The organism is Blautia sp. LMAG:89 (assembly GCF_008679485.1).
Lineage (GTDB): Bacteria > Bacillota > Clostridia > Lachnospirales > Lachnospiraceae > Blautia_A > Blautia_A fusiformis.
This window is the reverse complement of record NZ_NANC01000007.1, coordinates 280,992-293,675: the sequence shown is the minus strand read 5'-3', so window position 1 is coordinate 293,675 and position 12,684 is coordinate 280,992. Positions and strand designations below refer to the sequence as shown.

The window sequence follows — 12,684 nt, the reverse complement described above, 5'->3', positions numbered from 1 at the left end:
ATAAATTTAAATGGATATTTATAAAACAATTACTAAGCAAAATCCTAGTTGGGGAATAACTGGGGTTTGTTGGTTTTTCGTACTTTTATCGTGTTTTAGCCGGATCATAAAACAGTCATACAAAAGTAACAGAATTAGTTTTTCACAAAGTCTGGCATATGTCGCAATTTATATATATATTTGGACAGTATTGGAATCTACAGTTTTTACCCGCATTCCACAGGCATATCCTCAATATGAACTTCATATATTCTGGTCCTGGAAAGCACTTTTTGTATATCATCACAATGAGATGCTGAAGGAAAATATTCTAAATTGCATATTATTGATGCCGTATGGCTGCTTATTGCCAGTTGCTTTGAATAAGAGAATCAGCTGGAAAAGAGGTTTGATGATTGGAATGGGAACATCGTTTGTGATAGAACTATTGCAGTTGATTACTTTTCGAGGATTGTTTGAGTTTGATGATATTATCCACAATGGGATTGGATGTATGATGGGAGCTGTTTTGGGTTCCTGGTGCTGGCTGAGAATGTTAAAGAAATTTAAAATGCCCAGGAAGCCTCATGCTTCCTGAGCATTTTCTCAAATCATCATTTCTCCCGCAATTTCAAAACATCATCAAGTGGAAGTCCTGAGAATCTGCTGATATCCTCCGGCGAGAACCTGGAATCCAGCAGCATGCGTTGTGCGGTAAGTAAAGCATGGTCCTGAAGGCCTTGGGCGTGACCTTCGGATAGTCCGGCAGTACGTCCCTCTATAAGTCCGGAGGCATGACCTTCTGCGCGTGCGTCATCGCACATTTCCTGAACAGCCTGACACATATTAACGCTCCTTTCTGTTTCTGTGAAACGTAAGTTGATACCGGTTATGGAGTCAATGACCCGGGCTGCTTTGAGCTCGAGTGATTGGAAACCGGAGTTCTCGGATGTGAGCTCCTTAAGTTTCCGTTTATCTTTGGCATATTTGATGAAGAGCATGACTTCTCTTAGATTACTCTGAAGTTTATTAAGTTCTTCATCCTTTATCTCGGCAGGTGAGAAGAGATTGATCCGGTAATCTGGGACCAGAGAAAGAATCTCGGGGTCCTGGACAGAGAGCATTTCGTGGAGGCTCCTGGGAGCTTTCCAGGTATCGGAGCCGAAGTATACGACTACGGTGATGACCGGAATCAGCCGGTCATCTTTGTAGAAGCCGGTGAGATATTCTCCGGATGTGGAGGGCCATTGTTTTGCTTCTCTGTGGGTTGTCAGCCATGTAATCTTTGGTGATGGTATCCTTTGTACCCATAGGTTTCACCACCTTCGATCTTGTTATGTGATCAGAGTTATTTTATCATCTGATCCATTTTCAAGGTAACATAGTTTATTGCTTTTGGAAAGAGGATTTTTGTGAAAAAGCTTCAGAGCTTCGCAGGTAAAGCGGATATGTTTGTCGAACGGAGTCGAAATAAATCAATAGACAAAAAGAGCGTATTGTGCTACTCTGAAAGCACGAATTATATATAGCATTGTAAGAAAAAATAGGGGTGAGATACAGATCATGCTAGAAAATGATGTTCTTATGGAGAAAAGCACAGTTCAGATACAGCAGGAAGAGGCATCCGAGGAATATATAAAACGGTTTCCGACAAAGTTGCATGAGATGTTAAAAGACTCAAGGGTAAGAGATAAATTTTTTAAAAGTATATCCAAAGAATATGCGGACATAATTGTATATAGAGGAATTCATCGAGAGAATAGAATTGAGAGAGATGATTTTCTGGGAAACCTGGATGAAGCAGAGTTGTATGATCGTCCTGTCAGGAAATCGACATTTCAAATGTGCGGTGTTTCAGTTAATGAAGATCCGATGCAGTTGATCAAGGCGCTACATATTCCGAATCCTGGAAGACCAACTCTTGGAATAGTCAGAGGAATCATGAAATGTCAGTATGGACCAGCAGATTTTCAAGAGGGAAAAACACATCATAATTGGTATTTATTCAAAGATAAAATTGATTCAGCTAGCAGTGAATTCAAAATCATAGAGGTGGACGAACTATGCCAGAAGAATATTGGGACGAAATCAGGGGAATAGGTAAATTATATGTAGAAGAGGAACTGGTTGTGGGGATAGAACCTGTACTCTTTGTATGTATTGATGATAAGAATAATAGATATTTGGTTATGACATATGATTCCTACAACGGAATATATATATATCGGAAAATAGAATCTGATGAATTGTTGGATATGTTGGAAAATCGCAATACAATGGAACGTACTTTCCGTTTAGGTAAAAGAATTTATAAGACATTTATAGAAGAAAATAGCAATATACTTGGCGTAGAAGAATATGATTCGCAAACATTTTCGGAATCAATGCTTCCAGATGTGGGAGAATATTACGAGATACACTCGGAATATATACAAAAGTATATTGAAAAGTTGCGAGGTTGTAAGATCAATCAACAGGAATTCGAAAAATTTGATTGTGAGATTATAGTTACGACGGTAAAAATTGGGAAAGATATTGATTACTGTGCCCTAAATTATAATAGACAATTCTGTAAAACCGTTACTGAAAAGGATATATGGGACAAGAATTATTGTTTTGAAGAAAAAATCAATTTTGCTGCATAGTTTTTTAAGGAGTATAGTGACGTATGGAATATGAAAGCAATCTTATTTTACAACATCTCGTGTTTGATGAAATAGAGTTTAAACGGTTGGGATTTAAAACAGAAAGTGAAGTTAATTATGAACTGGAAATACAGATAGGAAGAGATCATGATAATCAGGAAAATTATAAAGTTACGTTAGTTTTAAATGGGAAGAAAGATAAAGAATATGTTTTTAAAATTGTATTGAGCGGTTTCTTTGAAATAAAGAATGCGGAAAATATATCAGACAAAGAAACTTTGATACATAAGAATGCGGTTGCAATTATGATGCCATATTTACGAAGTGAGGTATCGTTATTAACATCACAACCGGAAACTAACAGTATCGTAATGCCAATTTTCAATATTAATAAGATGATTAAATAAACAGTATTATGGATGTGCATACAGAAATGGCAGAAGGAATTCTGATCGATCTGTATGTCACATCAATATATAAGATAAGTTATAAATATTAACACACAAAGGAGAGCTAGAAATGGGAAAATATTTTGGTACAGATGGCTTCCGTGGAGAAGCGGGTGTTTCGTTGACGGCGGATCATGCATTTAAGATCGGGCGTTTTCTGGGATGGTATTATAATGAACTGCGCAGGAGGGCCGGGGAGACGGCTGCGGCCAGGATCGTGATCGGCAAGGATACCCGACGTTCCAGCTATATGTTTGAGTATTCGCTGGTTGGCGGACTGGTGGCGTCCGGAGCGGATGCTTATCTTCTCCACGTGACAACAACGCCGTCTGTGGCTTATGTTGCCCGTACCGATGGCTTTGACTGTGGTATCATGATCTCTGCCAGCCATAATCCCTATTATGATAACGGGATCAAGCTGATCAATGGCCAGGGTGAGAAGATGGAAGAGGAGATCATCGCGCTGGTGGAGGATTATCTGGATGACCGTCTTCAGCTGTTTGGACAGAAATGGCATGAGATTCCTTTTACAAAGGGCGGTGAGATCGGCAGGACGGTGGATTATTCGGCAGGCCGGAACCGTTACATAGGATATCTGATCTCCCTGGGAGTATATTCCTTTAAGGGAATGAGAATTGGTCTGGACTGTGCCAACGGAAGTGCATGGAATATCGCAAAGGCGGTTTTTGATGCGCTGGGAGCGAAGACTTATGTGATCAATGCTGAGCCGGATGGTACCAATATCAATAACAATGCCGGTTCCACCCATATCGAGGGTCTCCAGAAGCTTGTAGTGGAGAAGGGGCTGGATGTTGGCTTTGCCTACGACGGAGATGCGGACCGCTGTCTCTGTGTGGATGAGAAGGGAAATGTGGTCAGCGGAGATGCGATCCTCTATGTGTACGGTCGTTACATGAAGGAGCGCGGAAAGCTTCTCACCAATACGGTTGTAACCACGGTAATGTCCAATTTTGGCCTTTACAAGGCTTTTGATGCTCTTGATATCGATTATGCGAAGACGGCAGTAGGGGATAAATACGTTTATGAATATATGATGCAGAATGGCTGCCGTATTGGTGGTGAGCAGTCCGGGCACATTATTTTTTCCAAGTATGCATCTACCGGGGATGGCATCCTTACAAGTCTGAAGATGATGGAAGTTATAATGGCAAGGAAGAAAAAACTCAGTGAGCTTACCGCTGATCTGGCGATCTATCCTCAGGTTCTTGAGAATGTGCGTGTCCATGACAAGGCAGCGGCGCAGGCAGATGTGGATGTGCAGGCAGCAGTAGAGAGTGTGGCTGAGGCGCTTGGAGACACCGGAAGGATCCTGGTGAGAGAATCCGGCACAGAACCCCTGCTCCGTGTTATGGTAGAGGCAGAGAGTGAGGAGCTTTGCAGAAAATATGTGGATCAGGTGGTTGAGATTGTCCGTAAGAAGGGGCATGTGGCAGAGTGATGTCCTGGATGCAGACCGCAGGTGTCTGAAGAACGGAGCAGTCAGAAGAATATAAAAATGCAATAAGAGGAGAAAAAATCATGTGTGGAATTGTAGGTTTTACAGGCAGGCATCAGGCAGCACCCATCCTTCTGGACGGGCTTTCCAAACTGGAATACAGAGGATATGATTCCGCCGGCATCGCAGTGCGTGACGGGGAAAAGGATATCGAGATCATTAAGGCGAAGGGCCGTCTGAAGGTCCTTCTGGAGAAAACAAACGCAGGTGAATCTGTTCCGGGTATGTGCGGAATCGGTCATACCCGCTGGGCAACTCACGGAGAACCATCAGAGGTCAATGCCCATCCTCATGTCAGTGATAACGGAAATGTGGCAGCTGTGCATAACGGCATTATCGAGAATTACCAGGAGCTGAAGGAGAAGCTTCTCCGCAGGGGATATTCTTTTTATTCTTCCACAGATACGGAGGTTGCTGTGAAGCTGGTGGATTATTACTACCAGAAATACGGCGGATCTCCGGTTGAGGCAGTGCGTCATGCCATGGTGCGTATCCGTGGTTCCTATGCGCTGGCAATGATGTTCCGTGATTATCCGGAAGAGATCTTTGTAGCGAGAAAAGACAGCCCTATGATCCTGGGTGTGGAGAATGGAGAATCCTATATCGCATCGGATGTTCCTGCGATCCTGAAGTATACAAGAAATGTTTATTATATCGGAAATCTGGAGCTGGCATGTGTGAAACCGGGTGAGATCACTTTTTACAATCTGGATGGTGAGGAGATCGAGAAGGAGCCTAAGATCATTGAGTGGGATGCAGAGGCAGCGGAGAAAGCCGGTTTTGAGCATTTCATGATGAAGGAGATCCATGAGCAGCCGAAAGCAGTTGCAGATACACTGAATTCCGTTATCCGGGAGGACAAGCTGGATCTGACAGAGATCGGTCTGGATGATGAGAGGATCCGCAGCATCAGCCAGGTTTATATCGTGGCCTGTGGCTCTGCTTATCATGTGGGAATGGCTGCACAGTATGTGATCGAGGATCTGGCAGGTCTTCCGGTGCGTGTGGAGCTAGCTTCGGAGTTCCGTTACCGGAAGCCGCTTCTGGATCCTGATGGCCTGGCAGTGATCATCAGTCAGTCCGGTGAGACTGCGGACAGTCTGGCTGCACTTCGGGAATGTAAGGAGAAGGGGATCCGCACACTGGCTATTGTCAATGTGGTTGGCTCTTCCATTGCAAGAGAGGCGGATCATGTATTCTACACACTTGCAGGACCGGAGATCTCGGTCGCTACCACCAAGGCGTACAGTACACAGCTGATCGCTTCCTATGTGCTGGCATTGCAGATGGCACTGGTCCGCGGAAAGATCTCAGAGGAGCAGTGTGAGTCCTACATTAAGGAACTGAAGACACTTCCGGACAAGATCGGCAGGATCATTGAGGATAAGGAAAGGCTTCAGTGGTTTGCCTCCAAGCAGGCCAATGCAAAGGATATCTTTTTTATCGGAAGAGGGATCGATTATGCCATCAGCCTTGAGGGCAGCCTTAAGATGAAGGAAATCAGCTACATCCATTCTGAGGCGTATGCGGCTGGCGAGCTGAAGCATGGCACCATTTCCCTGATCGAGGACGGCACCCTTGTGATCGGTGTCCTGACACAGCCGGAGCTTTATGAGAAAACAGTCAGCAACATGGTGGAGTGCAGAAGCCGTGGGGCGTATCTGATGGGGCTTACTACGTTTGGAAACTATAATATCGAGGATACTGCAGATTTTACGGTTTATATCCCGAAAACAGATCCGCATTTTGCAACTTCTCTGGCAGTGATCCCGCTGCAGCTTCTGGGTTACTATGTCAGTGTAAATAAAGGTCTGGATGTGGATAAGCCGAGAAATCTTGCCAAGAGTGTTACCGTGGAATAAGGAGATCCATTTTACAGAAGGAACATTTTAGCGGCAGTTCCGTGACATCGTGAGAGCATAAAAGGATCATGATATCACGGAACTGTTTTTGCATTTGGCGATTTACGATATTTCTTGCTTTTATCAGTAAAAAAGCGTAAAATGATTAGGATATTTGAATCTGTACAGAGAGTGTCCATATAGAATATTTTCTGTACCAGCAAAAATGGAGGATTGCATATGAGAAAAATGGGAAAACATATCCCAGGGCTGATCGTGACGCTTGTGGTTCTGATCACAGCGATCGTATTTGCGGTCATGCTTCTGAATATGAAGGTGATCCCGACGAAGTTCATTGCAGTGATCGGACTGGTAATGCTGGTTCTGATCGTGATCGTCGGAGCGCTTGTATGGAGTACGGATGGTAAGATAAGATTTGTAGTGGGAGTGATCCTGGCAGCAGTCTTTGCAGCAGTATTCATTCTCGGAAGTATGTATGTTTATAAGACACATTCCACACTGGCAGGGATTTCCGGTGTGAACACAGAGGTTACGGAGGTCGGCATTTATGTCCGTGCAGATGATTCTGCAGATTCCATAGAGGCTACAGCAGATTATGTGTATGGTGTGCTGACAGATCTTGACAGAGCCAATTCGGACAAGGCTATCCAGGAGGTGGATTCCGAGACAGGCAAGACTGTGCAGGTCCAGGAGTATGCAGGACTTACAGAGCTGGTTGACGGTCTTCTGAACGGACAGACAGGTGCGATCGTGCTGAACAGCGCATATTTAAGCGTTATTGAAGAGATGGATGGATATTCTGATATTTCTTCCAGGATCAAAGAGCTGACTGTGAAGAAGGTGGAGACGACCATTGAGCCCCAGGAGACAGAGGCGAAGGCTGAAGAGAATACCAATGACGGTTCTATATATACCATCTTTATCAGTGGTATCGACAGCCGCAGCGGCCTTGTTGCAAAGAGCCGAAGCGATTCCAATATCATTGCTACGGTAAATACAGCTACCAGACAGGTGCTTCTGGTTTCCACACCTCGTGATTATTTTGTACCGCTTTCTATTTCAGGCGGACAGAGAGATAAGCTGACACATGCAGGTATCTATGGTATCAATGTATGTATGGATACTCTGGGAATGCTTTATAATGAGGATATCAACTATTATTTCCGTATCAACTTTGCGGGATTTGAGCAGCTGATCAATGCGCTTGGCGGAGTTACTGTTTATTCTGACTATGACTTTGATTCCAAGAATGAGACAGGATATCACTTCAATCAGGGAGAAAACTACCTGAACGGTGAGCAGGCTCTGGTATTCAGCCGTGAGCGTTATGCCTTTAAAGAGGGCGACCGTCAGCGTGGCAAGAACCAGATGGCAGTGATCAAGGGTGTGATCAACAAGGCTCTTTCACCGGAGCTTCTGAAGAATTATTCTTCCGTTCTTTCCAGCATCCAGGGATGCTTTGAGACCAATATCTCCTACGAGGAGATCGCCAGACTGCTCCAGCAGCAGCTGAACAACGGCGGTGACTGGAACATCGTAAGCTACAGTGTAAATGGTACCGGTGACACACAGAAGCCGTATTCTATGAGCCAGAAGGCTTACGTTATGATCCCGGATGAGTCTACCGTTCAGAAGGCGGAGGCCATGATGAAGAAGGTTCGTGACGGAGAGACTGTTTCCCAGGAGGAGGCAGACAGTGCAACATCAGCGGCAGCAGCTACAGATAATGATGCACAGGCAGCTGCAGAGGGAAGTACAGCAGAAGCGCAGGGTGAGACTGCAGATGCCACACAGGATGGCACAGCAGATGCCCAGGCAGCAGACGGAACTGTTGCACAGCAGTAAGATAAAATTATTAAATTTTAGCATAAGAACAGCCGGGAAAGCGTAAAGCTTTCCACCGGCTGTTTTTTCATGAGAAACAGAACGAAAAAAATCCACCGGCGATCACCGATGGATTTTTTTTTACAGGATCTCTTTCAGATATCTTTCCAGGGCATCCTGCCATGTTGGAAGTGGCTGGAAGCCGTTTTTTACAAGCTTGGATTTATCCAGGCGGCTGTTGAATGGACGTACAGCCTTGGAAACGCCGTACTCTGCAGTTGTGACAGGAGATACCTCTACTTTTTCGTATTCCTTGTGGCCGAGGGCAGCAGCCTGGCGGAAGATCTCTTTAGTGAAATCATACCAGCTGATGAAGCCGCCTTCGTTGGTTGCGTGATAGTAGCCGTATTTCTCTGTCTCGACCATGTCTACCAGAAGACGTGCAAGGTCGTAGGTGTAGGTCGGAGTTCCAATCTGGTCACTGACTACGGTAAGCTTGTCATGGGTTTTTCCCAGATTTACCATGGTACGGATAAAGTTTTTGCCGTTTTTGCCGAATACCCATGCAATACGTACGATAAAGAATTTATCTACAGTGCCGGATACTGCCAGTTCACCGTCAAGCTTGGTCTGACCGTATACGTTCTGTGGAGCGTAGTCCTTGCAGTCCGGATCCCATGGTGTGGTTCCCTGGCCGTCAAAAACGTAGTCTGTGGAAATATACATCATCTTGATGCCAAGCTCCTTGCAGATGTCCGCAATGTTCTGTGTTCCTACAACATTGACAAGACGTACCTTTTCACGGTTTTCCTCGTCCTCTGCAGCGTCTACGGCTGTCCATGCGGCACAGTGTACCACTGCATCAGGCTTTACCTCACGGATGGTTTTTGCTACCGCTTCTTTATCTGTGATATCAAGCTGCACATAAGGCATGGTGGTAACAGGAGTACCATCAGCGATGCCGCTGTAGGAAGGAGCAATGTCACTTCCTACGCCTTCATGTCCACGGCCGGACAGTTCATTCATTACGTCATGGCCAAGCTGGCCGCCAACACCTGTTACGAAAAATCTCATGCTTTAACCTCCTCGCGGTTTCCATACATTTTTTCGTAGTAGTTCTGATACTCACCGGAGATGATGGTTTCCCACCATTCCTTGTTGTCAAGGTACCATTTGATGGTCTTTTTGATTCCGTCTGCGAATTTTGTTTCAGGAAGCCATCCAAGCTCGTTGTGGATCTTGGTCGGGTCGATAGCGTAGCGCATGTCATGGCCTTTACGGTCTGCTACATGTGTGATCAGGCTTTCCGGTTTGCCAAGCTCCTTGCAAATCAGTTTTACGATATCGATGTTTTTCATCTCGTTATGTCCGCCTACATTGTAAACCTCGCCTACACGTCCTTTGTGGATGATCAGGTCGATGGCACGGCAGTGATCCTCAACATAGAGCCAGTCGCGGACATTTTCACCCTTTCCGTAAACCGGGAGTGGTTTGTCGTTCAGAGCGTTGGCGATCATCAGCGGGATCAGCTTTTCCGGGAAGTGATACGGGCCGTAGTTGTTGGAGCAGCGGCTGATGGTCACAGGCAGGCCGTAGGTTCTGTGGTATGCGAGAACAAGAAGGTCAGCACCTGCTTTGGAGGAGCTGTACGGGCTGCTTGTATGGATCGGAGTTTCCTCTGTGAAGAAGAGGTCCGGTCTGTCAAGTGGAAGATCTCCGTAAACCTCGTCTGTGGAAACCTGATGATAACGCTGGATTCCGTATTTACGGCAGGCATCCATGAGAACAGCAGTACCCTTGATGTTGGTGTCAAGGAATACTTCCGGGTTTTCGATGGAACGGTCTACGTGGCTCTCAGCTGCGAAGTTTACCACGATGTCAGGATGCTCCTCCTCGAAAAGCTTGTAAACAGCGTCACGGTCTGTGATGCTTTCCTTTACAAAGCGGAAGTTCGGTTTGTCCATGACCGGTGCAAGAGTGGAAAGGTTTCCGGCATAGGTCAGGCAGTCCAGGCATACGATACGGTAATCCGGATGAGCCTCCATCATATGAAAAATAAAGTTGCTTCCGATAAATCCGGCGCCGCCGGTAACGATGATTGTCATAAAAAATCTCCTTTATATAAATGATTGATCTTATGCGGATTCCGTCGAAACGGAGTCCGCAGGTAAATTCAGTGTCGGAAAATCAGATCGGCTTAGTGAAGCGCGTCCAGATATTTTCCGTCCAGAACATCCTTGAGATACTGGCCATACTGGTTTTTCTTAAGGATTTCGTAAACCTTGAGCACGTCCTCCTTTGTGATCCAGCCGTTTAAGTAAGCAATCTCCTCAAGGCATGCGATCTTGCGGTGCTGATGCTGCTCCATGGTTTTTACGAAGTTGGTTGCCTCTACAAGGCTTTCGTGTGTACCGGTATCCAGCCATGTGAAGCCCTGGCCCAGAAGCTCAACGTTCAGCTGTCCCTTCTCAAGGTAGATACGGTTCAGGTCTGTGATCTCAAGCTCGCCTCTTGCGCTTGGCTTCAGATTTTTTGCGTACTCTACAACCTTGTTGTCGTAGAAGTAGAGACCGGTTACACAGTAGTTGCTTTTGGGCTTTTCCGGTTTCTCTTCAATGGAAACTGCTTTTCCGTTCTGGTCGAATTCCACGATGCCGAAACGCTCCGGATCATCTACATAGTATCCGAAAACAGTGGCACCTTTGCCTGTTTCTGCGTTGTCTACAGCAGCTTTCAGGCGCTTTTTGAGGCCATGTCCTGCGAAAATGTTGTCACCAAGGACCATACATACGGTGTCGTTGCCGATGAATTCCTCACCGATGATAAATGCCTGGGCAAGTCCGTCCGGGCTTGGCTGTACAGCGTAGGTAAGGTTGACACCGAACTGATGGCCGTCACCGAGAAGCTCCTCAAATCTCGGGGTATCCTGCGGGGTGGAGATGATCAGGATATCACGGATGCCTGCGTTCATAAGAACAGACATAGGATAGTAGATCATCGGTTTGTCAAAGATCGGCAGAAGCTGTTTGGAGGTCACCATGGTAAGCGGGTAAAGACGTGTTCCGGAGCCTCCGGCTAAAATAATTCCTTTCATATGTTTTCTCCTTTGCGTGATGATGTGCAGCATAAGTCGTGCCTGCACATAACTTTGTTACTGTAACTGTATTATAAAAGGTGACGCAAGGTCACCTTCAAGAGCTTTTTTCATATTTTTTATTTTTGGCTATTTTTCACAAAGAAATACGCCGGCATCCTTGGTAATGCGGAATCCTTTGGCAGTTTTTCTGGCGGTGTAGGCCCGGAATTCCTTGTAACGGTCCAATATATACTGATTCTGGTTGCCGTGGCAGGAGAGGACGTAGGAGATCAGCGGCTCCGCATCCTGGACCAGAAGGCAGTCTTCATAAGAAAGCCACTGAGCCTTTGGGAAAAAAGGCGCAAGGATACTCTGGCCGTTTTCACGTCCGAACCGCTCATAAAGCCGGTCTGCGGAAAGCACGATCCGTTCATCAAAATCCTGCACCAGCTGGCTGACCTCCTGCATATGTGCCTTTCCGTAAGCGCTGCAGAGAAATCTCCCGCCGGGAGCGAGGACACGGCGAACTTCTTTCAGGACGGAGGGAATATCATCGCAGTAAAAAAGCACGTGATTGGCGATCACCAGATCAAAGCTTTCGTCCTTGCAGGGGATTTTTCTGCAGTCAAAGGCCCGGAATGCAAACCGGGTATCCGAGGAACCGATGGCTCGTCTGGCATCGCGGAGCATACCGCTGGAAATATCGGAAAGTGTGATGGAGATATCCTCCGGCAGAAGGGAAAGGTTGTCGGTCCATAACGTTCCGTCTCCGCAACCCAGCTCCAGAATACGAAGACCGGGTGAGATCCGGCACTGTTCAAAGATCCAGGGAAACCATCCCTGTTTGTTCTGGGAGTACAGGCTGTGGAGGTTGATCCTGGAGGAAATGTTGGTGGCATTCTGATACTGATTCTTGAGGCTTTTTTCCATGCCGGTCAGGTGGATCAGGTTCAGCATCTGGCTCCAGTCAATGGTGTGCTGTTCATTTATCACCTGTGCGGTATCCTGGATCGCTTTTTCCACCAGCTGCATTTGTTCGATTCGGTCACGGACCAGACGAAGCTGGATATTCAGAGAATTCAGCATGAAATGATAATCGGAATCACCGATGGTCATTTCACGGATGTCATCCAGGGAAAAGCCCAGATATTTCAGAAGGAGGATCTGCTGAAGCCTTGCAAAATCTTCGTCTGTATAAAAACGTGCGCCGGATTCGGTGACGAGAGAGGGTTTCAGGATATCCTGTTTATCATAATAGCGGACAGTACGCAGAGTTACATGTGCCATGCGTGCAAATTCGCCGGAAGAATAGTAGCCGTCTTTTTTCATAAAA

The 12,684-nt window shown here is 46.0% G+C and carries 12 protein-coding genes; 7 read left to right on the top strand and 5 right to left on the bottom strand.

The genetic code is table 11. The features are described from left to right. Positions 1 to 10: 10 nt before the first annotated feature. Complete coding sequence (locus CCC70_RS16560; RefSeq protein ID WP_270614086.1) at positions 11 to 577, top strand: VanZ family protein; 567 nt, start codon at positions 11 to 13, stop codon at positions 575 to 577. Positions 578 to 593: 16 nt separating this feature from the next. On the opposite strand, the gene CCC70_RS11065 is transcribed toward CCC70_RS16560, so the two are convergent. Further along, a complete protein-coding gene (locus CCC70_RS11065) occupies positions 594 to 1,172 on the bottom strand; it encodes an Rpn family recombination-promoting nuclease/putative transposase (protein WP_330577198.1) in 579 nt (192 codons plus the stop codon). Between the two features lie 370 nt (positions 1,173 to 1,542). Here CCC70_RS11065 and CCC70_RS11060 point away from each other — a divergent pair, with 370 nt between their 5' ends. The 6 genes from CCC70_RS11060 (at position 1,543) to CCC70_RS11035 (ending at position 8,296) form a co-directional block, all read left to right on the top strand. Then, entirely contained in the window at positions 1,543 to 2,079 is a 537-nt protein-coding gene (locus CCC70_RS11060) for a hypothetical protein (protein WP_287084840.1), read from the top strand. Further along, on the top strand, positions 2,043 to 2,624 hold the full coding sequence (locus CCC70_RS11055; RefSeq protein WP_287084839.1) for a hypothetical protein: 582 nt from the start codon (positions 2,043 to 2,045) through the stop codon (positions 2,622 to 2,624). Before CCC70_RS11060 ends, CCC70_RS11055 begins: the two co-directional genes overlap by 37 nt. A gap of 23 nt (positions 2,625 to 2,647) precedes the next feature. Continuing rightward, on the top strand, positions 2,648 to 3,031 hold the full coding sequence (locus tag CCC70_RS11050) for a protein-export chaperone SecB (RefSeq protein WP_287084838.1): 384 nt from the start codon (positions 2,648 to 2,650) through the stop codon (positions 3,029 to 3,031). Between the two features lie 112 nt (positions 3,032 to 3,143). After that, positions 3,144 to 4,532, top strand: a complete 1,389-nt coding sequence (glmM, locus tag CCC70_RS11045) for a phosphoglucosamine mutase (protein WP_118514940.1) — start codon at positions 3,144 to 3,146, stop codon at positions 4,530 to 4,532. An 80-nt stretch (positions 4,533 to 4,612) separates the two neighbouring features. Next, the gene (glmS, locus tag CCC70_RS11040; RefSeq protein ID WP_092069239.1) at positions 4,613 to 6,451 is read left to right on the top strand and encodes a glutamine--fructose-6-phosphate transaminase (isomerizing); all 1,839 of its coding nucleotides are present in this window, start codon (positions 4,613 to 4,615) and stop codon (positions 6,449 to 6,451) included. 219 nt (positions 6,452 to 6,670) lie between these two features. After that, a complete protein-coding gene (locus CCC70_RS11035) occupies positions 6,671 to 8,296 on the top strand; it encodes an LCP family glycopolymer transferase (protein ID WP_287084837.1) in 1,626 nt (541 codons plus the stop codon). Positions 8,297 to 8,416: 120 nt separating this feature from the next. On the opposite strand, the gene rfbD is transcribed toward CCC70_RS11035, so the two are convergent. The 4 genes from rfbD to CCC70_RS11015 form a co-directional block, all read right to left on the bottom strand. Beyond that, positions 8,417 to 9,349 carry a dTDP-4-dehydrorhamnose reductase gene (rfbD, locus tag CCC70_RS11030; protein ID WP_092069245.1) on the bottom strand — a complete coding sequence of 311 codons (933 nt, stop codon included), beginning with the start codon at positions 9,347 to 9,349 and terminating at the stop codon, positions 8,417 to 8,419. Further along, positions 9,346 to 10,380: a dTDP-glucose 4,6-dehydratase gene (gene rfbB, locus CCC70_RS11025; RefSeq protein ID WP_015525710.1), complete on the bottom strand. Its 1,035-nt coding sequence runs from the start codon at positions 10,378 to 10,380 to the stop codon at positions 9,346 to 9,348. The genes rfbD and rfbB overlap by 4 nt, the downstream gene beginning before the upstream one ends. Before the next feature lie 92 nt (positions 10,381 to 10,472). Beyond that, positions 10,473 to 11,369 carry a glucose-1-phosphate thymidylyltransferase RfbA gene (gene rfbA / locus CCC70_RS11020; RefSeq protein ID WP_015525711.1) on the bottom strand — a complete coding sequence of 299 codons (897 nt, stop codon included), beginning with the start codon at positions 11,367 to 11,369 and terminating at the stop codon, positions 10,473 to 10,475. 129 nt (positions 11,370 to 11,498) lie between these two features. Continuing rightward, positions 11,499 to 12,680, bottom strand: coding sequence for a MerR family transcriptional regulator (locus CCC70_RS11015; RefSeq protein WP_173772465.1), 1,182 nt, complete (start codon positions 12,678 to 12,680; stop codon positions 11,499 to 11,501). Between the last annotated feature and the right edge of the window lie 4 nt (positions 12,681 to 12,684).

What these genes read in the sequence shown, in the direction of transcription:
- CCC70_RS16560 (WP_270614086.1), top strand. Translation starts at nt 11, where the DNA reads ATGGATATTTATAAAACAATTACTAAGCAAAATCCTAGTTGGGGAATA.
- CCC70_RS11060 (WP_287084840.1), top strand. Translation starts at nt 1,543, where the DNA reads ATGCTAGAAAATGATGTTCTTATGGAGAAAAGCACAGTTCAGATACAG.
- CCC70_RS11055 (WP_287084839.1), top strand. Translation starts at nt 2,043, where the DNA reads ATGCCAGAAGAATATTGGGACGAAATCAGGGGAATAGGTAAATTATAT.
- CCC70_RS11050 (WP_287084838.1), top strand. Translation starts at nt 2,648, where the DNA reads ATGGAATATGAAAGCAATCTTATTTTACAACATCTCGTGTTTGATGAA.
- glmM (WP_118514940.1), top strand. Translation starts at nt 3,144, where the DNA reads ATGGGAAAATATTTTGGTACAGATGGCTTCCGTGGAGAAGCGGGTGTT.
- glmS (WP_092069239.1), top strand. Translation starts at nt 4,613, where the DNA reads ATGTGTGGAATTGTAGGTTTTACAGGCAGGCATCAGGCAGCACCCATC.
- CCC70_RS11035 (WP_287084837.1), top strand. Translation starts at nt 6,671, where the DNA reads ATGAGAAAAATGGGAAAACATATCCCAGGGCTGATCGTGACGCTTGTG.
- rfbD (WP_092069245.1), bottom strand. Translation starts at nt 9,349, where the DNA reads ATGAGATTTTTCGTAACAGGTGTTGGCGGCCAGCTTGGCCATGACGTA.
- rfbB (WP_015525710.1), bottom strand. Translation starts at nt 10,380, where the DNA reads ATGACAATCATCGTTACCGGCGGCGCCGGATTTATCGGAAGCAACTTT.
- rfbA (WP_015525711.1), bottom strand. Translation starts at nt 11,369, where the DNA reads ATGAAAGGAATTATTTTAGCCGGAGGCTCCGGAACACGTCTTTACCCG.
- CCC70_RS11015 (WP_173772465.1), bottom strand. Translation starts at nt 12,680, where the DNA reads ATGAAAAAAGACGGCTACTATTCTTCCGGCGAATTTGCACGCATGGCA.